Source organism: Mycolicibacterium septicum DSM 44393 (assembly GCF_000455325.1).
In the GTDB taxonomy this organism is placed as follows: Bacteria; Actinomycetota; Actinomycetes; order Mycobacteriales; family Mycobacteriaceae; genus Mycobacterium; species Mycobacterium septicum.
In genome coordinates this window covers 1,181,910-1,203,898 of the sequence record NZ_HG322951.1, presented here as the reverse complement: position 1 = coordinate 1,203,898, position 21,989 = coordinate 1,181,910, and the positions used below count along the sequence as shown (strand labels likewise).

The 21,989-nt window shown below is 67.8% G+C and carries 23 protein-coding genes; 11 read left to right on the top strand and 12 right to left on the bottom strand.

The annotated features are described in order from the left end of the window. Positions 1–201: 201 nt before the first annotated feature. Positions 202–660 carry a nuclear transport factor 2 family protein gene (locus tag TX88_RS05510; protein ID WP_209447032.1) on the top strand — a complete coding sequence of 153 codons (459 nt, stop codon included), beginning with the start codon at positions 202–204 and terminating at the stop codon, positions 658–660. 3 nt (positions 661–663) lie between these two features. Here the strand turns inward: TX88_RS05510 and TX88_RS05505 are convergent, their stop codons facing one another. After that, entirely contained in the window at positions 664–1,314 is a 651-nt protein-coding gene (locus TX88_RS05505; protein ID WP_044515236.1) for a L,D-transpeptidase family protein, read from the bottom strand. Positions 1,315–1,393: 79 nt separating this feature from the next. Here TX88_RS05505 and TX88_RS05500 point away from each other — a divergent pair, with 79 nt between their 5' ends. Continuing rightward, on the top strand, positions 1,394–2,857 hold the full coding sequence (locus tag TX88_RS05500; protein ID WP_044515235.1) for a bifunctional phosphatase PAP2/diacylglycerol kinase family protein: 1,464 nt from the start codon (positions 1,394–1,396) through the stop codon (positions 2,855–2,857). On the opposite strand, the gene TX88_RS05495 is transcribed toward TX88_RS05500, so the two are convergent. Next, on the bottom strand, positions 2,811–3,491 hold the full coding sequence (locus tag TX88_RS05495; protein WP_044515233.1) for a phosphatase PAP2 family protein: 681 nt from the start codon (positions 3,489–3,491) through the stop codon (positions 2,811–2,813). The two genes, TX88_RS05500 and TX88_RS05495, sit on opposite strands and share 47 nt — an antisense overlap. A gap of 58 nt (positions 3,492–3,549) precedes the next feature. On the opposite strand from TX88_RS05495, the gene TX88_RS05490 reads away from it, so the two are divergent. From TX88_RS05490 to TX88_RS05480, 3 genes are read left to right on the top strand one after another with little or no spacing between them, the layout of a single operon-like run. Further along, on the top strand, positions 3,550–4,032 hold the full coding sequence (locus TX88_RS05490; protein ID WP_044515228.1) for a hypothetical protein: 483 nt from the start codon (positions 3,550–3,552) through the stop codon (positions 4,030–4,032). 52 nt (positions 4,033–4,084) lie between these two features. Then, the gene (locus TX88_RS05485; protein WP_044515226.1) at positions 4,085–5,080 is read left to right on the top strand and encodes an AurF N-oxygenase family protein; all 996 of its coding nucleotides are present in this window, start codon (positions 4,085–4,087) and stop codon (positions 5,078–5,080) included. Beyond that, positions 5,080–6,510 (top strand): FAD-dependent oxidoreductase, encoded by a 1,431-nt coding sequence (locus TX88_RS05480; RefSeq protein WP_044515224.1) that lies wholly within the window; start codon positions 5,080–5,082, stop codon positions 6,508–6,510. The genes TX88_RS05485 and TX88_RS05480 overlap by 1 nt, the downstream gene beginning before the upstream one ends. Here the strand turns inward: TX88_RS05480 and TX88_RS05475 are convergent. Next, positions 6,486–7,220 carry a TetR/AcrR family transcriptional regulator gene (locus tag TX88_RS05475; RefSeq protein ID WP_044519128.1) on the bottom strand — a complete coding sequence of 245 codons (735 nt, stop codon included), beginning with the start codon at positions 7,218–7,220 and terminating at the stop codon, positions 6,486–6,488. The two genes, TX88_RS05480 and TX88_RS05475, sit on opposite strands and share 25 nt — an antisense overlap. A 113-nt stretch (positions 7,221–7,333) precedes the next feature. On the opposite strand from TX88_RS05475, the gene TX88_RS05470 reads away from it, so the two are divergent. From TX88_RS05470 to cysC, 4 genes are all read left to right on the top strand, one after another. Continuing rightward, positions 7,334–8,704: a sulfatase family protein gene (locus tag TX88_RS05470; protein WP_044515223.1), complete on the top strand. Its 1,371-nt coding sequence runs from the start codon at positions 7,334–7,336 to the stop codon at positions 8,702–8,704. A 78-nt stretch (positions 8,705–8,782) separates the two neighbouring features. After that, positions 8,783–9,586, top strand: coding sequence for a trehalose 2-sulfotransferase (gene stf0, locus TX88_RS05465; protein ID WP_044515220.1), 804 nt, complete (start codon positions 8,783–8,785; stop codon positions 9,584–9,586). Next, a complete protein-coding gene (gene cysD / locus TX88_RS05460; protein ID WP_044515218.1) occupies positions 9,583–10,530 on the top strand; it encodes a sulfate adenylyltransferase subunit CysD in 948 nt (315 codons plus the stop codon). The genes stf0 and cysD overlap by 4 nt, the downstream gene beginning before the upstream one ends. After that, positions 10,530–12,422 (top strand): sulfate adenylyltransferase subunit CysN, encoded by a 1,893-nt coding sequence (gene cysC / locus TX88_RS05455; RefSeq protein WP_044515216.1) that lies wholly within the window; start codon positions 10,530–10,532, stop codon positions 12,420–12,422. Before cysD ends, cysC begins: the two co-directional genes overlap by 1 nt. Here the strand turns inward: cysC and TX88_RS05450 are convergent. Continuing rightward, the gene (locus tag TX88_RS05450) at positions 12,419–13,261 is read right to left on the bottom strand and encodes an alpha/beta fold hydrolase (protein WP_044515215.1); all 843 of its coding nucleotides are present in this window, start codon (positions 13,259–13,261) and stop codon (positions 12,419–12,421) included. The genes cysC and TX88_RS05450 overlap by 4 nt on opposite strands. Positions 13,262–13,314: 53 nt before the next feature. Continuing rightward, on the bottom strand, positions 13,315–14,082 hold the full coding sequence (locus TX88_RS05445) for a trans-aconitate 2-methyltransferase (RefSeq protein ID WP_044519127.1): 768 nt from the start codon (positions 14,080–14,082) through the stop codon (positions 13,315–13,317). Positions 14,083–14,129: 47 nt separating this feature from the next. On the opposite strand from TX88_RS05445, the gene TX88_RS05440 reads away from it, so the two are divergent. Beyond that, on the top strand, positions 14,130–15,008 hold the full coding sequence (locus tag TX88_RS05440; protein WP_044515213.1) for an amidohydrolase family protein: 879 nt from the start codon (positions 14,130–14,132) through the stop codon (positions 15,006–15,008). A gap of 23 nt (positions 15,009–15,031) precedes the next feature. Further along, positions 15,032–16,222 (top strand): alpha/beta hydrolase family protein, encoded by a 1,191-nt coding sequence (locus tag TX88_RS05435; RefSeq protein WP_044515212.1) that lies wholly within the window; start codon positions 15,032–15,034, stop codon positions 16,220–16,222. Here the strand turns inward: TX88_RS05435 and eccE are convergent. The 7 genes from eccE to TX88_RS34940 form a co-directional block, all read right to left on the bottom strand. Continuing rightward, on the bottom strand, positions 16,178–17,098 hold the full coding sequence (gene eccE / locus TX88_RS05430; RefSeq protein WP_044515210.1) for a type VII secretion protein EccE: 921 nt from the start codon (positions 17,096–17,098) through the stop codon (positions 16,178–16,180). The genes TX88_RS05435 and eccE overlap by 45 nt on opposite strands. After that, a complete protein-coding gene (mycP, locus tag TX88_RS05425; RefSeq protein ID WP_044515208.1) occupies positions 17,095–18,468 on the bottom strand; it encodes a type VII secretion-associated serine protease mycosin in 1,374 nt (457 codons plus the stop codon). Before mycP ends, eccE begins: the two co-directional genes overlap by 4 nt. A 7-nt stretch (positions 18,469–18,475) precedes the next feature. Further along, positions 18,476–19,903, bottom strand: coding sequence for a type VII secretion integral membrane protein EccD (gene eccD / locus TX88_RS05420; RefSeq protein WP_044515207.1), 1,428 nt, complete (start codon positions 19,901–19,903; stop codon positions 18,476–18,478). A 2-nt stretch (positions 19,904–19,905) separates the two neighbouring features. Further along, positions 19,906–20,820 carry an ESX secretion-associated protein EspG gene (locus TX88_RS05415; protein ID WP_044515205.1) on the bottom strand — a complete coding sequence of 305 codons (915 nt, stop codon included), beginning with the start codon at positions 20,818–20,820 and terminating at the stop codon, positions 19,906–19,908. A gap of 16 nt (positions 20,821–20,836) precedes the next feature. Next, positions 20,837–21,124, bottom strand: a complete 288-nt coding sequence (locus TX88_RS05410) for a WXG100 family type VII secretion target (RefSeq protein ID WP_044515203.1) — start codon at positions 21,122–21,124, stop codon at positions 20,837–20,839. Positions 21,125–21,153: 29 nt separating this feature from the next. After that, positions 21,154–21,447 carry a type VII secretion system protein EsxG gene (esxG, locus tag TX88_RS05405; RefSeq protein WP_029106090.1) on the bottom strand — a complete coding sequence of 98 codons (294 nt, stop codon included), beginning with the start codon at positions 21,445–21,447 and terminating at the stop codon, positions 21,154–21,156. A gap of 49 nt (positions 21,448–21,496) precedes the next feature. After that, the coding region (locus TX88_RS34940) for a PPW family C-terminal domain-containing PPE protein (protein ID WP_044515198.1) at positions 21,497–21,989 on the bottom strand (493 nt) is incomplete at its 5' end.

Below are 21,989 nucleotides of genomic sequence, written 5' to 3'. Positions count from 1 at the left end.
GGCATCTCCGCCGCAAAAGCCTACACATTCGTCGCAGTGTCCGAGAGGGTACTTACACCACGGCGCCGTCGCCCAAAGCTCTTTGACATCAACGCCTCTAAGCGCGGCCGGACATGGCCGCTCCGCCGCAACACCCTTCACGTTCCTCACAGTGGACACAGAGGGTATTGCGCCCGCGCACGGTGTGCTCCAATGACGGGCATGGGTGACATCGACGACATCAAGCAAGTCAAATACCGGTACCTGCGTGCCCTCGATACCAAGCACTGGGACGAGTTCGCCGACACCCTCACCGAGGACATCGCCGGCGACTACGGGCAGTCCATGGGCAAGACGCTGCATTTCACCGACCGCGATTCGCTGGTCGAGTACATGAAGAGCTCGTTGGGCCCCGAGGTCATCACCGAGCATCGCGTCGCGCACCCGGAGATCGAGGTGAGCGGCGACGAGGCGACCGCCACCTGGTACCTCCAGGACCGGGTGATCGTCCCCAGCATGAACTTCATGCTGTTCGGCTCGGCGTTCTATCACGACCGCTACCGGAAGACCGCCGACGGCTGGAAGATCAGCGGCACCGGATACGACCGCACCTACGACGCCACGCTGTCGTTGGAGGGACTCAACTTCAAGCTGGAACCCGGTACCGCCCTTAACATCTGACGGCTACTTCGCCACGGCGATCACGGCGCCGGGCCGTAGCCACTGCATGATCTTCACCAGGGTGGCGTCATCGATCGCGACACAGCCGGCGGTCGGCCCGCCGTCGGTGGTGTGCACGAAGAACGCACCCCCGTTGCCGGGCACCCTGGCCTTGTTGACGCCCATCACCACGGCGTGTTTGTACGCCGAGATGTTCAGGTTCTCGGTGCCACTGCTCAGATCGGTGTTGAACGGGCACTGCGCCTTCTGGCACACCTGCATGGTGTTGTAGGTCGGGCTCTTCATGTCGCCATCCCACCAATGGTCCGGGGTGACCTGGACGTATTGCAGGCCGCCGCCCGGATTGGGTGCGGTGCCGAAGGCGAAGTCGAGGCTGAACACCCCCATCGGCGTCTTCATTTCACCGTCATGGGTCTGCGGGGCCATGCCGTTGGAGCCGATGTTGGCCGGTATCCCGGCGCCGATCGGCTGCCATCCCGCGGGCCCGCGTTGCCAGACATCCATCTTGGCCTTCGACCCACCCACGCCGACAACCGAAATCACCTGGGTGGCGTTGCCGACCGAGGGGGCGAACCAAGGGTCGACGGCCCGGGCGACCGGGGCGCACAACAAAGCCAACGCCCCGGCACACAGCAGGGCGAGCAGTCGGCGCATCCGTCCATCGTCGTCGGTGTCCCTCTCGGCCGGGTAAAGCTCCGAGCACGATCCGGTCGCGAACGGTTACGTTGGCGCCATGGATGTTCGCGCGATCGGCAAGGGACTGGGCACGCTGGACCGCGAGGTCTTCGAGGCGGTAGCCGAGTCACCGAGCCCCCTACTGGACGCCGTGATGCCCGGACTGACCAGGGCAGCAGACCACTCCAAGCTGTGGTTCGCGATCGCGGCCGGCATGGGCGCGCTGGGCAGCGCGTCGTTGCGGCGCGGCGCCGCGCGCGGTGTGGTCAGCCTGGCGGTGACGAGCCTGCTGACCAATCAGGTGGCGAAACGGATCTGGCGGCGACCCCGGCCAGACCATCGCCTGATCCCGGTGGCGCGGCGGATCCGGCGGATGCCGACCTCGCATTCGCTGCCGTCGGGCCACTCCGCGAGCGCCGCGGCCTTCGCGGTGGGTGTCGGCCTGGAGTCCCCGGCAGCCGGCCTGCCGTTGGCGCTGCTGGCCGGCCTGGTCGGGTTGTCCCGGGTCGCCACCGGTGCGCACTATCCCGGAGACGTGTTCGCCGGATTCGGCATCGGCGCCGCGATCGCGGTCCTCGGCGCCCGCGTCGTACCCACCATCCCCGCTGCCACACTGCCGAAGTCCGATCCACTGCGGTTTCCCACCGAGCCCCGGCCGGACGGCGCCGGCGTCGCGCTGGTGATCAACCCGGCCTCGGGCGACGGGACCGGTGCGCGAATCATCGACGAGGTCCGAAAGGCCTTGCCGCACGCGGAGATCATCGAACTCGGCGATGACGATGACATCGAGGCGGTGTTGCGGAAGACCGCCGCCCGTACCGACGTGCTCGCCGTGGGTGGCGGCGACGGCACGGTGGCGTGTGCGGCAGGCATCGCCGTCGACGCGGGCGTTCCGCTCGCGGTGTTCCCCGGCGGCACGTTCAACCACTTCGCCAAGGACATCGGCTGCGATTCGGTGGCCCGGACCGTCGAGGCGATCGCCGAAGGCTCCGCGGCCTACGTCGACCTGGTCTGCCTCAACGAGGAACGCATGGTGATCAACACCGCCAGCATCGGCGCCTACCCGAAGTACGTGCGCACGCGGGAGAGGCTGGAGCACCGGATGGGCAAGCGGTTGGCCGGGATGTACGCGCTGTATCTGACGCTGCGCCGGGAAGCCCCGGTCCGGATCAGCTACGACGACAAGACCCTTGAGACCGAGTTGTTCTTCCTGGGCAATTCGACCTACTTCCCGTCCGGATTCGCACCGTCGCAGCGCCCACGCCTCGACGACGGGCTGATCGACGTGCGGATCCTGGAGACGGGGCGACGCTTCAGCCGGCTGCGCATCGCGACGGCGGTCGCACTGGGCCGGCTGGAACGCAGCCCGCTCTATCACGAGCTTCAGGTGCCGGAGTTCCGGTTCGTCTCCGTCGACGGTCCCACCACCGTGGCCCATGACGGTGAGGTCGGCGAGGCGCTCAGCGAGGCCAGTTTCAGCGTGCGTTACCGGGCGCTGCCGGTGTTTCGTCCGGTGCCGTGACCGCCGGGTACGGCGGGTACGGCGGGTACAGCAGGTAGACCGCCACGAACCAGGCGTAACCCAGTGCCCAGCCCGCCACCACGTCGGAGGGGTGGTGGACGTTGAGCACGACCCGCCCCACCCCGATGGCGACGACCACGAGCACCCCGGCCGCCACCCACCAGCCCCGCAGTCGCGGGCGAAGCGTCGGCCACGCCAAAGCCGACAAGGCCAGTACCAAGACCATCACGCCCAGCGCGTGTCCGGACGGGAACGAGGTCGACAGCGCGTGGACCAGTGCGGTGGCCGGGCGCGGGCGGTCCACCAGAAACTTGGCCAGCTCGGTCGTCACCGCGCTGAGCTCGACGGTCAAGACCAGGAACAGAGCGATGCGCGGTCGCCGCCGCATCAGGGCGACGACGATCATCACCAACGCCAGCAACCGGAACGCGAACGGACCCAGCACCGTGCAGAACACGTCCCACGCCGTCACCCAGGCGGGGTGCGCCGCGCCGTAGCGGTACGGGCCCGCCAGCCCGGCGTCGTCCAGGTCGGCCAGCCAAGTCCACTGCATCGCGTAGCCGATCCACAGCGCCGCATACACCGCAACAGCCAGTACCGCGCTCACGATCAGCCACCTGGCCCGGGTTTTCATCAGATCATCTCTACCAGCTCCAACCGATTTGCCATGTTTGCGCGCTACCGTCGAAGGCATGGCACTGATCCTGCGAAAGCTGATGCACATCGGCGCTCTGCCGGAGGGTTTGCGGGCCGAAGCCGAAGCTGAAGGCATTCTCTTTCTCGCCGAGTACGTCCCGGTGACCAGGCGTTTCACGGGAACGATCCCGGGCAAGCGGTCGACCGGCAGCGTCGCCAGCTACGCCGGTGCGCTGGTCCTGACGAACTACCGCGCGCTGGCCACCATGTCCACCCTGCCCAAGCTTGCCGGCCGCAGCATCGACCAGCCGTGGTCGGCGCCGCAGATCGGTGCGATGCACGCCGAGCTCGACCCGACCGGGCTCACGCTGACGGCCGACGTGGCCGAGATCGACCGACGCTGCCACGGCCGGTTGTCGCTGCACTACAAGACCGCGATACCGGACGAGGTCCTGACGCAGCTGCCACGCCGGTCGCTGGCCTTCGACGTCGGGCCCGATTACGTATTCCGCGCCGTCGGGGTCCCGTACCACCCCTAGGCCCGCGCAAGTCGCTATTTACCGGGACCTGAAGTCTCGGTAAATTGTCGCCATGGCTTCCACCTCTCCTGACGCCGCAGCGCTGGATGCGGGCTACCAGGATCTGTTGCAGACGCTGTCCGAGGGCTCCGTGCGCCGCCGCTTCGACCCCTACCTGGACATCGCGTGGGACTCCCCCGATCTGACCATCGACCTCGACGATCCGCGCTGGGTGCTGTCACCGAACGTCGATCCGCTCGGCGCGACCGCCTGGTACCAGGCCCAGCCGCTGGCCCGGCAGATCGAGATCGGCCGCTGGCGGACCCTCAACTCGGTCAAGGTCGGCGCGGCCTTCGAGAGCATCCTCATCCGCGGGTTGATGGCGTTCATCATGAAGCTGCCCAACAATTCACCCGAGTTCCGCTACGCGTTGCACGAGATGACCGAGGAGTGCAACCACATCCAGATGTTCCAGGAGCTGGTCAACCGCAGTGGTGTCGACGTGCCGGGCATGCGGCCGCTGTTCCGCCGGTTGTCGCCGTACATCGGCCTCGTCGGCCAGTACTCCCCCACGGCGTTCATGGCGGGCATCCTGGCCGGTGAAGAGCCGATCGATCATTTCCAGAAGGGCCTGATCCGCGAGGGCGCCAACATTCCGCCCGCGGTGCTACGGACCATGCAGATCCACATCGCCGAAGAGGCACGCCACATCGCGTGGGCGCACGAATTCCTCAAAACCCATCTGCCGGAAAGGTCGTGGCGGATGAAGGCATTCGCGAGCGTGGCCTTCCCGCTCACCCTGCGCTGGCTCGCACACGAGATCGTGGCTCCCCCGAGGTCGTTCGGCGAGGAGTTCGGGATTCCGCGGGCGGTGATCAAGGACGCGTTCTGGCGCAGCCCGCACTCACGCAAGATCTTGTCCGGCTACTTCGGTGAAATGCGATCTCTCAGCGAGGAACTCGGCTTGATGAACCGGCTCGGCCGGTGGGTGTGGAAGCGCTGCGGAATCGACGGTGAGGCCGCCCGCTACCGCGGCGTGCCGGACCGTGAAGCGGTTGCCCTCGCCTGATGCCCCACGTCATCACGCAGTCCTGCTGCAGCGACGCGTCGTGCGTCTACGCCTGCCCGGTGAACTGCATCCACCCCACACCCGACGAACCTGACTTCCACACCGCGCAGATGCTGTACGTCGACCCTGTCGAGTGCGTCGACTGCGGGGCGTGTGTGACGGCATGCCCGGTGGACGCGATCAAACCGCACACCAAGCTGACCGGCGCGGAGGATGTGTTCGCCACGCTGAATGCCGATTTCTACGCCACTCCCCGGGCGAGGCCGATTCTGGCGCCGGTGGTCCCTCCGCTCGAGGTACGCACCGGAGGTGACCTGCGCGTCGCGATCGTCGGATCGGGTCCGGCCGCGATGTACGCCGCCGAAGAGGTGCTGACCATTCCCGGCGCCCGCGTCCGGATCTACGAACGGCTCACCCGGCCATACGGTTTGGCACGTTTCGGGGTGGCACCCGATCATCGACGAACCCGCGGGGTGACCCGCCAGTTCGACCACATCGCCACCGACCCCCGTCTGGAGATGCGACTCGGCGTCGAGGTCGGCAGCCACGTCACCCATGACGACCTGCTGAATGAGCACCACGCCGTCATCTACGCCGTCGGCGCCTCGACGGACCGGCGCCTCGACATCCCGGGCATCGAGATGCCCGGCGTCACCTCGGCCACAGAGTTCGTCGCCTGGTACAACGACCATCCCGATCACACGGGCCGGTCCTTCGATCTTTCCCACCGGCGCGCCGTCGTGATCGGCAACGGCAACGTCGCCCTCGACGTGGCCCGCATCCTCACCGTCGATCCCGATCGGCTCACCGCCACCGAGATCGCTTCGCATGCGCTGAAAGCGCTGCGCGACAGTGCGATCGAAGAGGTGGTCGTGGTCGGCCGGCGCGGGATCGAGCAGTCCGCGTTCACGGTCCCCGAACTGGCCGGACTGTGCTCGACACCGGGTGTCGACGTCGTCGTCCGTGACGAGGACCTGCGTACCCTGCCCGAGTCGGACCCCAGGTCGGGGATCTTGCGCGCAGCGGCCCGCGGGATGGGCAATCGTCGGATCGTGCTCGAGTACCTGTTGTCGCCGACCGCGGTCCTCGGCCGATCCTCGGCCACCGGCGTGGAATTCGTCCACAACGAACTCGTCGCCGCACCCGACGGTTCTACGCGGGTGAAATCGACTGGGCTCCAACGGGTCATCGAGACCGGTCTGGTGCTGACCTCGATCGGGTATCGCGGCATGCCTGTGCCGGGGCTGCCGTTCGACGAGGACACCGCCACGGTTCCGAACGAGGGCGGCCGGGTGCCGGGCGTCCCGGGCGCGTTCGTCACCGGGTGGATCAAGCGCGGACCGACCGGTTTCATCGGGACCAACAAGTCCTGTGCGCAGGAGACCGTCCGCAGCCTGATCGCTGATTACAACGGCGGGCTGCTCACCTGACGGTTCATCAGCGAGGCGATCACCGACGTCAACTCGTCATCGCGGTTGATCTCCAACTCGCTCGCGCGCGCCGCACCATCCAGGACGTACCAGGCGAAGTCGGCCAGGTGGGTCACGATCTCTTCCCGTGACCGCTCCGGGGCCGCCCCGCGGATCCACGCCGACAAGGTGGCTTCCACCATCGTCACCACCGCGAACGGGACCGTCTTGAACGCGCTGTCGTCCACCTGGATGGTCTGCGCGATCGTGGCGATGATGCCCTCGGACTGCCTGGTCATGCGGAGCTTGAGCTCGCTGACCGCATCCAACGAGCCGTCGCCGTCGAAGGTCGGCCCGCGCCGGACGAACTCGTCGAGCCGCGGGTGATCGAGCATCCAGTCGGCCACCGCCGCCACGGTGCGGGTCAGGATGTCGCGCAGTGAGCCGTTGCCGACGTCGAGGTTGGTGTCGAGAACCGCCGCGAAATCGTCGAACACATACGACCGGACGCGTCGCTCCAGCTCGTCTTTGCCGGCGAACTGGCGGTACACCACCGACTTCGCCACCCCCGCGCGGTCCGCGATACGCACCATGGAGATCTCGGCGCCCGGCGGGTTCTCCTCGATCAGGGCGACCGCTGCCTGCAGGATCTGGGCACGCCGCTCGGTGTTGTGCTGCTCCCAGCGGGCCTCATAGCCGCTGACCGCAGCAGGTTCGGTGGCGGTCGGCATGGCCACCACCCTACCGAGGGCGCCACGGCGAATAAGTAGCTCTCGGTGATCCAAACGGTTGCGGAAGGAAGGTTCAGCCTGTTCGGTCGTAGAGTGGATGGAAAGGATGTGACGTGACCGAGCCGCAACGGCAGAACCTGCTGGTCGTGCACTGGCATGACCTCGGCCGCTATCTCGGCGTGTACGGCCACCCGGATGTCGCCAGCCCACATCTCGATCGGCTCGCCGCCGAGGGGATCCTGTTCACCCGCGCCCACGCCACCGCGCCGCTGTGCTCACCGTCCCGCGGTTCGCTGTTCACCGGCCGGTACCCGCAGAGCAACGGCCTGGTGGGGCTGGCCCACCACGGTTGGGAGTACCGCGCCGGAGTACGTACCCTCCCCCATCTTCTCGCCGAATCAGGTTGGCACACCGCACTGTTCGGGATGCAGCACGAAACGTCGTACCCGGCGAACCTCGGTTACGACGAGTTCGACGTGTCGAATTCGTTCTGCGAGTACGTCGTCGAGCAGGCCACCGCGTGGCTGGCCGATGCTCCGCAGCAGCCGTTCCTGCTGACCGCCGGATTTTTCGAGACGCATCGCCCGTATCCACGGGACCGGTACGAACCGGCCGAATCAGCGGACGTGGAGGTCCCCGACTACCTGCCCGACACCGGCGACGTGCGCGACGATCTCGCCGAGTTCTACGGGTCGATCGCGGTAGCCGACGCGAAGGTCGGCGAACTGCTCGACGCCCTGGCCGCCGCCGGCCTGGACGAGAGCACGTGGGTCGTCTTCATGACCGACCACGGGCCTGCGCTGCCCCGGGCCAAGTCGACGCTGTACGACGCGGGCACCGGCATCGCGCTCATCGTTCGTCCGCCGCGGGGTTCTGGCGTGGCGCCGCGCCGCTACGAGGAGTTGTTCAGCGGGGTCGATCTGCTGCCTACCCTGCTGGAGTTGATCGGCGTCGAGATCCCCGGTGAGGTCGAGGGGCTCTCACATGCCAGCAACCTCACGGCAACCGCGGCAGAAACGGATGAAGTCCGTTCCGAGGTGTACACCACAAAGACCTACCACGATTCTTTCGACCCCATTCGAGCCATCCGCACAAAGGAATACAGCTACATCGAGAATTACGCGGCACGGCCATTGTTGGACCTACCGTGGGATATCGCCGACAGCCCACCCGGACGGGCGCTCGGCGACCGGGTCCTCGCACCTCGGCCCGACCGCGAGCTGTACGACCTCGTCGCGGACCCGACCGAGCACAACAACCTGCTCGGACCCGATGCCACTGACAAGGACGAGGCGATCGCGGAGAACCTCGCGCTATTGCTGAACGACTGGCGCCAGAAGACCCTCGACGTCATCCCCTCCGAATTCGCGGGCACCCGCATTTCGGAGCGTTATACCGAGACCTATCTGAGCATCCACGGCCGTCCCGCCACCAGCCGATCCGCCATCGCCGTCGACCGCGGCATCACCGATACGCACCAATAGTTTTCATCTCGGTGAATTAAAACTCTTGACGCTTCTTTGGATAGGCGCCGCAAATCAATGATGGTTAGAGTCTCGCCCATGTCAGATCATCCGACTGCCTACCTGGTGCTCGCTTCCCAGCGCAGCGGCAGCACCTTGCTGGTGGAATCCCTGCGCGCCACCGGCATGGCCGGCGAGCCCCAGGAGTTCTTCCAGTACCTGCCGACCACCAGCATGTCGCCGCAACCCCGGGAATGGTTCGCCGGCGTCGAGGACGAGTCGATCCTGCGCCTGCTCGATCCGCTGGTCGAGGGCAAGCCGGATCTGGCCCCGTCGGAGATCTGGCGCGACTACATCCGCACCGTCGGCCGGACCCCCAACGGGGTGTGGGGCGGCAAGCTGATGTGGAATCAGACCCCGTTGCTGCTGGAACGCGCCGAGGGCCTGCCCGAGCGGTCCGGGCCCGGTCTGCTCGCCGCGATCCGCGATGTCATCGGCAGTGACCCGGTGCTGATCCACGTCTACCGTCCCGATGTTGTGTCGCAGGCGGTTTCGTTCTGGCGTGCGGTGCAGACCAGGGTCTGGCGCGGCCGGGCCGACCCGGTACGCGACGCCCGCGCCGAGTACCACGCCGGCGCCATCGCCCATGTGATCAGGCTGCTGCAGGCCCAGGAGGAGGGCTGGCGCTCCTGGTTCGCCGAGGAGAACATCACCCCCATCGACGTGTCGTATCCGTATCTGTGGCGCAACCTCACGACCGTGGTGGCCACAGTGCTGGAATCCCTCGGCCTGGACCCGCGACTGGCACCGCAGCCAGTCCTGGAACGCCAGGCAGACCAGCGGTCCGACGAATGGGTGGACCGCTACCGCAGTGACGCCGAGAAGGAGGGGTTGCCGGTATGACGGGCACTGATGAGCCGCTTGCGCGAAGAACATCAAGCACCGATCTTTTACATGTCGACGAACTGAGGCTGCTGGAAGCCGAGGCGGTGCACATCATCCGCGAGGTGGTTGCCGAACTGCAGCGCCCGGTGCTGCTGTTCTCCGCGGGCAAGGACTCGATCGTCCTGCTGCGCCTGGCCGAGAAGGCCTTCCGCCCTTCACCGTTGCCGTTCCCGGTCTTGCACGTGGACACCGGACACAACTTCCCCGAAGTCATCGAGTTCCGGGACCGCCGCACCACCGGCGTCGGGCACAAACTCCTCGTCGGATCGGTGCAGGAGACCATCGACAGCGGACGGGTCGCCGATCCGGGCCCGGGAGCGTCCCGGAACCGGCAGCAGACCCGAACGCTGCTCGACGCGCTGGAGGCCGGCGGATTCGACGCGGCGTTCGGCGGCGCCCGCCGCGACGAGGAGCGGGCACGCGCCAAGGAACGCATCCTGAGCTTCCGTGACGAGTTCGGGCAGTGGGATCCGCGGGCCCAGCGTCCCGAACCGTGGTCGCTGTACAACGGCCGGATCCGCAAGGGCGAGCAGGTGCGGGTGTTCCCGCTGTCGAACTGGACCGAGCTGGACATCTGGCGCTACATCGAGCTGGAAAACCTTGAGCTGCCGTCGATCTACTTCGCTCACCAACGCGAGGTCTTCGAACGTGACGGCATCCTGCTCGCGGTCTCGGAGTACGCCCAGCCCGCCGGTTCTGAGCGGGCCGCCGTCGAGTGGGTGCGCTACCGCACGGTCGGCGATCTCACCATCACCGGAGCCGTCCGGTCGGAGGCCACCACCATCGACCGGGTCATCACGGAGATCTCGGCGGCCACCGTCTCCGAGCGCGGCGAGACCCGCGCCGATGACCGCACCTCGGTCGCCGCGATGGAAGACCGCAAGCGAGAGGGGTATTTCTGATGACGGAGCGCAGCGGAGCGACGGAGAATCAGGCACGGCCGCGTCAGCTGCTGCGCATCACCACCGCCGGTTCGGTCGATGACGGCAAGAGCACCCTGATCGGCCGCCTGCTGCACGACACCGACAGCCTGCCACTGGATCATCTTGAGGCCGTGACCGATTCGGACGGTGTGGCCGACCTGGCGGCGCTGTCCGACGGCTTGCGCGCCGAGCGGGAGCAGGGCATCACCATCGATGTGGCCTACCGGTTCTTCTCCACCGCCACCCGCAGTTACATCCTGGCCGACACCCCGGGGCACGAGCGCTACACCCGCAACATGTTCACCGGCGCCTCCAATGCGCACGTGGCCATCTTGCTGGTGGATGCCCGGGCCGGTGTGCTGCGCCAGACCCGGCGCCATGCCCGCATCGCAAAACTGTTGGGTATCAAGCACTTCGTCGCCACCGTCAACAAGATCGATCTGGTCGACTTCGACAAAGGCCGGTTCGCCGAGGTCGAGCGTGAGCTGCAACAGGTCGCCGACCGGCTCGGCGGGCTCGACCTCACCGTCATCCCGATCGCCGCCAAGCTCGGCGACAACGTGGTGCACCGCTCGCAGAACACCCCCTGGTACGACGGGCCCACCCTGCTCGAATACCTCGAAGGAATCGAACTGTCGGCGCCGCATGCCGATCCGGCGAACCTGAGGCTGGCGGTGCAGTGGGTGTCGCGGCCGACCGCGCAACAGCGCCGCCGATACACCGGGCGACTGTCCGCGGGCACGCTTGCGGTCGGTGACCCCGTGGTGAGCCTGCCGGCCGGCACCCGCTCGATCGTGACGGCCCTGGACACCCTCGACGACGACCGCCCGGTAGGCGTTGCACCGCTGTCGGTTTCGATCGAACTGGCCGACGACATCGACGTCGGGCGCGGCGATGTCTTCGTCAGCGGCTCCGAGGGCACGGCGCCGCCCGTGCTGGCCCGCGAGATCGACGCGACGGTGTGCTGGTTCTTCGACAACCCGCTGCGCGCGGGCGACCGGCTGGCCCTCAAGCAGGGCACCCGCACGGTGCGGGCCACGGTCCAGGAGCTGCACACCAAGCTCGATCCCGAGACCCTCGACGAGGTCGAGTCCCCGGTTGAGCTGGCGCTCAACGACATCGGCTCGGTCACGTTGCGTACCAGCTCGGTGCTGGTGGCCGACAACTACGCCGACAACCGCGACAACGGTGCGTTCATCCTGATCGACGAGGTGTCCAACGACACCGTCGGCGCCGGGATCATCCTGCAGGCGCGTGAGCTCAAGCCCAGCGGGCACAACCGGTCCGACATCAAATGGCATCCGTCGTCACTGGACCGCGACTACCGCTGGACCAGCACCGGACAGCGCGGCGCCACCATCTGGTTCACCGGCCTGCCCGCCTCGGGCAAGTCCACGCTGGCGGTGGCCGTGGAGCGGGCCCTGGTCGAATCGGGCCAGGTGGCCTACCTGCTCGACGGAGACAACCTGCGGCACGGCCTGTCCGATGATCTCGGCTTCTCGGCCGGCGACCGCACCGAGAACATCCGCCGCGTCGGGCATTTGACCCGACTGCTGGCCGATGCGGGGGTGGTGGCGCTGGCATCGCTGGTATCGCCGCTGAAGTCCGACCGCGAGACCGCGCGGGCCCTCAACGACGCCGCCAAGCTGCCATTCATCGAGGTGCACGTCGCCACGTCACTGGCCGAATGCGAACGCCGGGATCCCAAGGGGCTCTATGCCCGGGCCCGGTCCGGTGAGCTCAAGGGCCTCACCGGCGTCGACGCCCCCTATGAGGCGCCCGAGAACCCCGATCTGGTGCTCGACACCACCGGCGCAGTCATCGACGACCTGGTCCAGCAGGTCATCGACTTGCTCAACTCCCGCCGCTAACCAGCGATTTGTGGAGTCCTGGCCGCACCCGACACGGCCGAGACTCCACAAATCGCTTCGATGACGCGGTCGGCGTGGGTGACGTACAGCCCGTGGGCGGCACCGGGGATCTCGACGAGCTCCGCGTTCGGCAGCAGCGCGACCGTGCGGCGCCCGGTGAGCTCGATGGGCGTCGACGCATCGGCATCGCCCTGGATCACCAGAACAGGCAGGTCGAGGCCGGCAAGCTCGGCGCGGTAGTCGGTGTAGGCGCCCATCCGCTGGGTGGCGACGACAGTCGCGACGGGCAGATCGGCGACCTGGTCCACGGTCCACTCGACCACCTCGGGCGACACCGCGTGATCCCCGAAGAAGGGCGCGGCGTTGTCGACACACCATTGCCGCACATCGCGTTCCAGCTCGGCGGTCATCCCTTCGAGGATGGCCTCGTCGACGCCGTCCGGGTTGTCTTCGGTCTTGACCACCATCGGGAGCTGGGGCGCCACGAGCACCACACGATTCACGCGGCGCACCCCGTGTCGGCTGAGATAGCGCACGATCTCACCGCATCCCAGGGAGTGCCCCACCAACGTGACGTCATCGAGCTCCAGGTGAGCGAACAATGCGGCCAGGTCGTCGGCCAGCAGATCCACCGTCCACTCGCCGTCGTAGGCGCCGGAGCTTCCGTGGCCGCGCCGGTCGTAGCTGACGCAGCGAAAACCGTTGCGCACCAGTTGTTCGACGATCTGGTCCCATTGTCCCGAATTGAGACCCCACGAGTGGGTGAAGACCAAGACCGACCCGGAGCCGGTGTCGGCGTAGTGGATGTCGGTGCGATCCGCAGTCGTGAATGTCGGCATACGCCAATGCTGGCCGAGCGCGGTCCGAATATCGATTACGTCGGAGGTAATGACTACCGTGCGACGTGGGCGACCACGAACACGCGACGGAACGGGAAGAACGTGATGCCGTCATCCCGCTTCGGGTAGGCCTCGGCCAGCATCGGGATGATCGCCTGGCGGTACTGCTCCCACAGCTCTTCGCTCAGCCGCCCTTTCACCTGAGTCAGGGCTGTGCCGGTGATCCAGTCCAGAACCGGTGTCTCACCGGTCAATTGGTGCACATAGGTGGTCTCCCAGGCATCGACCTCGCAGCCCGCATCGGTCAGCAGCCCGGCGTATTCAGCGGGCGTGTCCACCTGCCCCACGTCACGCCAGGGCATGTCACGCAGCGGCTCGATGAACGGCTCGCGCCGGGCCAGCGCACGCACCGCGTGGTGTGAGGGCGCATCGAAGTTGCCCGGCACCTGGAAAGCGATCCAGGCCCCGGCCGGCAACTGCCCGGCCCAGCGCACCACGAGTTCGCGATGCGAGGGCACCCACTGCAAGGCCGCATTGGAGACCACCACATCGGTGTCGGGTTGCGGTTTCCAATCCTCGATCGCACCGGCGTGTGCCTCCAGCCCGCGGGCCCGGGCGGCCGCCACCATCTCCGGTGAGCTGTCCCAGGCCTCCAGCGTGGCGTCCGGCCAACGCTGCAGCAGCGTCCCGGTCAGGTTGCCCGGTCCACACCCCAGGTCGACCACCCGTCGCGGCGCGTTTGCCGCAACCCTCGAGAGCAGGTCATAGAACGGCCGGCCCCGATGGTCGGCGAAGGTCAGATAGGTCTCGGGATTCCACACCCACCCGATCATCCCCTCCCGGGGCCGGCGGTGCATGATCGTCGACGATGGATGAATCGAAAAAGGTCCGCGAAATCTGGACTGAGCTGGGCCTGCCCGGCATCGTCGACGTACACACCCACTTCATGCCCAAGAACGTCATGGACAAGGTGTGGCAGTACTTCGACAGCCAGGGCCCGCTGATCGGCCGGGCCTGGCCCATCACCTACCGCGCCGACGAGGCGCAGCGGGTCGCCACGCTGCGGGACTTCGGCATCAGACGGTTCTCCTCGCTGATCTACGCGCACAAGCCCGACATGGCGGCCTGGCTGAACCAGTGGGCGCGAGGCTTCGCCCAAGACACCCCGGACTGCCTGGCCACCGCCACGTTCTTCCCCGAAGAGCCCGCCGCGGGCTATGTCTCCGACGCCATCGCCGCGGGCACCGAGGTGTTCAAGGCCCACATCCAGGTGGGCAACTACGAGCCCAACGATCCGCTGCTCGACCAGGTCTGGGGGCAGATCGAAGACGCCGGCGTCCCGGTGGTCATCCACTGTGGTTCCGGACCGGCGCCCGGAGATTTCACCGGCCCGGACCCGATCGTCCGCCTGTTGAGCCGCTACCCGCGCCTGGCGCTGATCATCGCGCACATGGGAATGCCCGAGTACTCCGCGTTCCTCGACCTCGCCGAGCGCTACGACAACGTGCGCCTGGACACCACGATGGCGTTCACCCCGTTCGTAGAGGAGATGATGCCGTTCCCCGCCGGCGAACTGGGCCGGGTGAAAGACCTGGGTGAACACATCCTGTTCGGCAGCGACTTCCCGAACATCCCGTACGGGTATGCCGAGGCCGTGCACCACCTGATCGACCTGCCGGGTGTCGACGACACCTGGCGGCGCAACGTTCTGCACGACAACGCGGCGAAGTTGTTCAAGCTGAGCTGAGCAGTTGGCTAGCATCGGGAATTGTGGACCCGGACCCGGTCGAAACCCCGATCCCTGTTCCCGACGTCCCCGGCGGCGATGCCGGTGCGGGCGGCCTACCTCGGCGTGCCGACCTGACCCTGCGGCAGCGCGCCATCGTCGATGCCTCCGCGATCGCCGACATCGCGTTGCGGACCGGGGTCGCCTCGATCGTGGCCACATCGATGGTGCCGACCACGCTGGCGTCGATGCTGCATCCGTCGGCGTCTCGGACCGAGCACGACCACATGCGGTTCTACGCAGAGCTGGCCACCGCTCAAGATCCCACGGTGTCGTTCCCGGCGCCCACCCGGCCACCCCGGGTCTCCACCCGCAGGGCCAGTCCGATCGCCGAGATGATCGCGCACGGCCGGGTCGAGAACATCCGGTTCGACAGCAGCTTCACCGCGGTCAACCCCGCCCTGCGCGACCTGTGCAACGGGTTCACCCGCAACAACGTTGTGCGGGCCCAGCATTGGCGCCACAGTGACGGTCCGCATCCCACGTTGTGTGTGATCCACGGGTTCATGGGGTCGCCGTATCTGGCGAACGGCCTGTTCCTGTCGTTGCCGTGGTTCTACCGCTCCGGATACGACGTGTTGTTGTACACCCTGCCGTTTCACGGCCGCCGCGCCGAACGGTTCTCCCCGTTCAGTGGTTACGGATACTTCTCCCACGGATTCGCCGGCTTCTCCGAGGCCATGGCCCAGGCTGTGCACGACTTCCGTTCGGTGATCGACTATCTGGAGTCCACCGGTGTCGATCGGGTTGCCCTGACCGGGATCTCCCTGGGTGGCTTCACCTCGGCACTGCTGGCCGGTGTGGACGACCGGATTCAGGCCGTGGTCCCCAATGTCCCTGTGGTGACACCGGATCGCACGGTCGACGAGTGGTTCCCGGCCAACAAGCTGGTGGCCCTGCAACGGCTCGTTGCCAGAACCGACCGCTCGCTGACGGAAGCGGCGGCACGGTACGCCTCGCCGCTGAACTACCGCCCACTGATACCCAAGGAACGACGGCTGATCATCACCGGCCTCGGTGATCGGCTGGCCCCGCCGCAGCAGGCCGAAATGCTCTGGGAACACTGGGATCGCTGCGCGTTCCACTGGTTCCCCGGCAACCACCTACTGCATGTGAGCCAGCCGGACTACCTACGCCGGATGACCCGCTTCCTGCAGGACTTCATGTTCGACTGACGCCTGCGGCAGCACCTGCGGCAGTGCGGCGGGAGTGCCTTCCAGACGGTCCGAAGACAACGGGTTCAGCGCCGCCAGCGCGGGCCGGTGCCGCCCACCGGCCGGTTTCAGGCCGGTCAGCGGAGCCTTGCGTGCCGGCCGGTCCCCGGTGCGGAACGCCGCTCCCACCGTCAACTGCGGCTGTGCCGGAGATCCGGTGAACTCCAAGGCGGTCCAGGTCTCCTGGGCCGGCACCGCGGCGATCTCGGCCAGCACAGTCTCCAGCTTGTCGCCGACCCTCACGCGGTACGCCGCGACGAATCCGGAGTCGTCCTTGACGCCGCGCCACGTCTCCTTGCCCGGGTCGGGCAGCGGGGCATCCACCCCGTCGACGAGCGTGACCGTCCAGCCCTGCTCCCGCAGATGATCGGCGAGCCGACGCCCGACGACCTCGGTGGTGTCCCGCAACGGGATTCGCGACGACCGCGCACGCAACGCATCGATGTTGTCGACGGCGGCAACGGTCAGGCTGATCCAGCTACGTCGCACACCGTCGGCATCGCGGTGGGTCACCCGGACCTTGTCGCAGCGGATGCCATACCGGTCCAGGTAGCTGACCACGACCGGAAGCTGCGCCGGGTCCGCGGGATCCACGCGCAGCACGACGGTCTCGGCGTCCGGATTCTCGGCCGGCCCGTTCTTGGCGAGGTTGCGCCGCAACACCGCGATGTGCCGGGCGATCCGGGTGGTCAGGAACAACCCGCCCCACCAGGCCAGCAACAGCACCGCCGCGGCGACGGAGACACCGAGCACCCATCGTTCGGTGTCGGTCTGCCACGGCCGGGCCAGGACCGCCGCGACGATGAACAGGGACGCCAACGCGAGTCGGGCGGTCATGAATGGTCCTTCCGTCTGTATGCGCTGAACGCGACGGCGATGGCCGCCAGCGCAAGGGCTCCGGTGCCGGCGAATGCGACGATTCGCCCGGTGTTGTCACGCGGGGCCGGTTCTGCCGGTGCGGCAATGGGTTTGCCTGCGGGCTCCGCCGGTCCGTCCAGCGGCATGTCGGCGACGTCCCAGGTGAGCGCGGCCACCGGATCGACACCGCCTGCGCCGATCACGTTCGACGGCGAACGGGCCGCGCCCTGCGCCGTCGTGGTCAGCCGGTGCACCACCTGACGCGCGTTCAGATCAGGAAACTTGCTGCGCACCAAGGCCGCAACGCCGGACACGTAGGCCGTGGCGTAGCTGGTCCCGCTGAGCGGGGCCAGCTTGTCCTGGTTGGTGGGCATGGCATTGGACAGGCCTCCGCCGGGCGCGTTGCTCACCGACGAGATGTTCTCTCCCGGCGCGGCGATACCGACCCACGGGCCGGCCATGGTGAACCCGGACGGCTGACCGGTCGCGTTCAGCGACCCGACGGACAGCACGTAGGGCTGCCACCACGAGGGGATGGAAACGGACGAGACACCGCCCCAGTTACGCGGATCGCTCGGTGCACCGGCAAGCGGATTGGAGCCGCACGCCGATCCGGTGGACATCCCGCCCTGGGTGTTGCCCGCGGCCGCGACGATCACCGCGTCCTTCTCGACCGCCGCGTAACGCAGCGCCGCACCGAGTTCGGTCTGGTCGATGTGTTTGTCGGCGGGCACGCAGGTCACCACGGAGATGTTGATGACGCGCGCACCCATGTCGGCCGCGCGCACCACGGCGCGGGCCAGGCTGGCCACGTCGGCCGCCACGCGCGCCTCGACGACGTCGGCGCCGGGGGTGCGCGGGGCGAACCGCGGCGAGTTCTGCCGAATCGAGATCAGCCGGGCTTCGGGCGCCACGCCGGAGAACCCGTCGGGTCCCGGCTGCCCGGCGATGAGGCCTGCCACCGAGGTGCCATGGCCGTCACAGTCGGTCAGCCCGTCGGTGGACTCGATGAAGTCACCGCCGCCTTCGACATGGGGCAGCCGGGGTCCCGGCTGCACCCCGGTGTCGATGACAGCGACGGTCTGTCCCTGTCCACGGCTCTGCTTCCACGCACCGGGCAGATTGAGTGCCAACTGATTCGGGTTGACGGCCCCCGGATCGGTGCCAGGCAGCACCTCGGTGGTGGCGCACGCCGAACGTTGCGCCATCGCCTCCACCGGACCGGCACTGCCGGCCGGCGGGGCGACCTGCGGGTCGACCTCGGGCGGGCTGATCGCACCCGCCGCGGGGGAGCCGACCAACAGCACCAGACCGGCTGTGGCCAGGACACCCAGGCTCTTGTGGATCACAGATTCATCACCTGTCGAGAACGAGGCTGAACAGCCCGACGACGAAGGCCATCACCGGGATCAGCGAGGCGTCGAGACCGGTGGCCAGGAAGCCGACCAGGCGCCGCATCGGCAGCGAGTACGTGTCCGGGGACGCAGCCCGCGGATTCAGCGCGGCGACCACCCACACCACGACCAGGCCGGCCAGCACGGCCAGGGCCCACCACGCGGCCTGGTAGCGACCATCGATTGCGAAGGTCACCAACAAGGCAACGGTCACCAGGTAGGGATGGCCCAGCAGCCATGCCTTGCACGAGGCCGAGTCCCAGACGCGGGCCCGCAGTGCGGCACCGAGCGCAGCGGCCACCACGACATACCAGGCCCACGGCGACGCGGTCGGCGAACTGACCAGGGCCAGCGACCCGGCCACGCCGAGCAGCACGCCCGCGGCGATCACACCGGTCTGATGCGACTGGCTCACCCGGACCCGGCGCGGCAGGTCGGCCAGCACCGAAAGCGGATGTGCCGACGGGGACGGATCGCCCGGCGCCGGGATGACCGGCAGAGGGAAGCGGGCCCACATCGCGGACAGCTGGGCAGCCTGCACGGTGACCACGAGGGCGATGAGGATCAGCGCGCACCCGATCACCGTCGAGTTGATCTCCCACAACGAGGCCGCACCCGCGACCAGCAACACGCCGACTCCGGCGACGGTGGTCGCGGTGAACACCGCGATGCCCCGGTCATCGGGCGAGCTGGCCATGCTGATCAGGGACCAGGCGGCCACTCCGGCCGCGGCCAGCAGAATGCCGGGTGCACCGAATTCGCCTGGCACACCGAGCCCGAACACCGCCGCGACAGGAACCAGCGCGGTGACGGCCAGGGCCGTGGCCAGGACCGGTGACCGGCCTCTGGTCGACAGCGCGGCCAGCACGGTGGCGATGGCGATGCCGCCGGCGACGAACAGTCCGAGCAGTTCACCGGTCACCACCCGGTGGGCGACGGCCAGGCCGGTACCCACCAGGATCAGCCCGATCAGGGCCAGCGATGCGTAGCGCGAGATGTTCGCGGCGCCCCATGGACGCTGGCGGGCAGCCGAGAAGATCACGGCGGCGTCGGCGATGTCCTCGACGATGCGCGGGGCAGCGGGCCCGGTGGGAACGGCTTGCAGTGCAAGCAGATCCCCGTCCACCACACCGACGGTGTCGAGGGTGGCATCCAGGCTGTACGGCGCTCCCCCGACCGGGGCCAGGCTGAGCCTGACCGGGTCGCCGGTGCCGTTGTCGCCGCTGTCGGCACCGTCGCCCCCGGCGGGGAGCACGATGCGCTGGACCGCGGGCAGGATCTCGCGCAACGGCAGCTCGGACGGCAGGGCCATCTCGGTCAGCCGGCCGCCGTCGTCTCCAGCGGCCAGCACGGCCACCCGAACGATCGGCATCACAGTGTTGTCGGACATTCCTATGCTTTCTGGGTTCTTCTCATGGAGCGTGGATCTCGGTGGGGTACAGCGTGGTCTTCGGTGGCCGCGACCTCGTCGAAGTCGCGGATGAGCGGCTGGTCGGGGAACCAGGAACCGCTGGGCAGCGAGGCCGTCAGCCGTTCGATCGCCATCGCGATCGCTTCGGTGGTGCCCGCTGTGAAGGTCGAAATCCACTCCCCGTCAAAAGCTTTTGACGGGGAGACCAGAATCCGGCCTTGGGGGGTGTCGATGATGCTGACCCCCACTTGGGTGGTGACCCGGTGACCGTCGCGGTGTTCTCCGGCGACGATCTCGACGTAGGTACGCCGTCCGTCGAACACCGATTCCACGATCGGCCGCGCCGAGGCCGGGACACCGAGGAATCCCAGCACTTCGATCAACGGCGAGCCGTTGCGGATCTGCTCGTCGGCGCGGGCACCGGCCGCGGCCGGGAGCGCGAACTCCTCGAACCGTGCCGGCCTGCGTTGCGACAGACCGGCGGTGAGCACCGGGACCAGGGCGTGGGGGTGATGGATGTCCATCTCGGTGAACGTCACCAGTTGCGCGTTGCGCAACACCACGACAGTCCGGCCGGACGGACCACCCGACCGCGCCACGATCCCGCGCAGCAGATCCCCCGGGCCGGAGACAAACCGCAGGTCGAGCCATTGGGTCGCCCGGCAAGCCAGCCGAACCCATTGCGCCACCTGCGGATTGACCCCACCACTGGCGTCGAGCACACCCATCCTGGTCAGCTCAGCGGTCTGCTCGGCGGCAAAGCCGAACCGCTGCGCCGGTTCGCTGTAGGGCGGCGTGATGGCCAGCACCCACGGGTACGCTCCGGCGCCGAGTACCTCGGCGAGATACCAGGCCTGATCGGTGGTGAGCTCGACCGCGTTAGCTCCAGTGCTCAACGCGGAGCCGCCGACACTAGCCCCACTTGGCCCCTTCGGCGGCGTCACGCGCGCTCATCGACATGGTGTTCATCTCGTGGGTGGATGCCATCGCACGGTAGGCCCGGGTGAGCTCTTCCATGGCCTGGTTCCACTGTGCCTGCCAGGCCTGGTAGGTCATACCGGTGTCACCCTGCCAAGCGCTGCTCAGCGCGGCCTGCTCGGCGGCGATGTCGGCGCCCACGGCGTGCAGAGCAGCCGAGTAGGTGTTCATCTCCCCGGCGTGAGCCAGCATGGCCGGGTAGTTGTACATGATCTGAGACATGAAAACTCCTGTATCCGTAGCTTGTTCGGCTAGACCGAGGTGTAGGTGCTGGCGGCGGCGGCATCCTGGGCGACGTAGGTGCCCGCGGCGTCGCCGAGGTTGAGCTGCGCGATGTCGAGCAGCGCGTTGACCTTGGCCGACACCTCGACGAACCGAGCGTGGGCGGCCTGGAATGCGGCGGAGGCCTCACCCATGTGGAAGGCCTGCGAGGACATCGCGGCCTGTTCGGCCTGCGCGATGGTGCTGCGCATCAGTGCGGCCTTGGCGCCGAAGGCGGCCTCGGAAGCGATCAGCTGGGGGATGTGAGCGTCCAACAGACTCATGGTTTTTCCTTTCGGATCGTTGGTTGATGGTTATGCAAAGGCGGTCTGGTCAGCTGCGCGAACCCCCTTCCGGATCACCTGGGGCCTCGTTGGGGTCCCAGGAACCGGGAAGCATCGGCGAAACGGGGCTCTCGTCGAATCTCTCGCCCGACAAGGTGGTCAAACCGGCCGCGGCAGCATCGGATTGCGTTTCGGTACCGGTGAATCCCATGGTCCCTGAACCGCTTTCAGATGCACGCACTCGCCGCTCCGGCTGAGGCGCGGGATCCGGATCCGGCGCTTCGTAGTCCATGTAGGCATCCGCGTAGGCGTGGTCCTCCAGCGCCGCACCCCGCTTACGCCGACGCTTCCGCCGTGCCGCCAGCGACGCCGCCACACCCGAGGCTGCCGCGGGAATTCCGGCAGCCGGTGCCGAGGCGCTGGACTTGCCGCCGACCGTGGGGCTGAAGCCCTCATCGGGGTCGTTGCCCATCACCGCATACGGCGCGAACGCCGCGGCGGGGACCGGAGCCGGAGCCGCGACCGCACCGGCACCGGCAGCG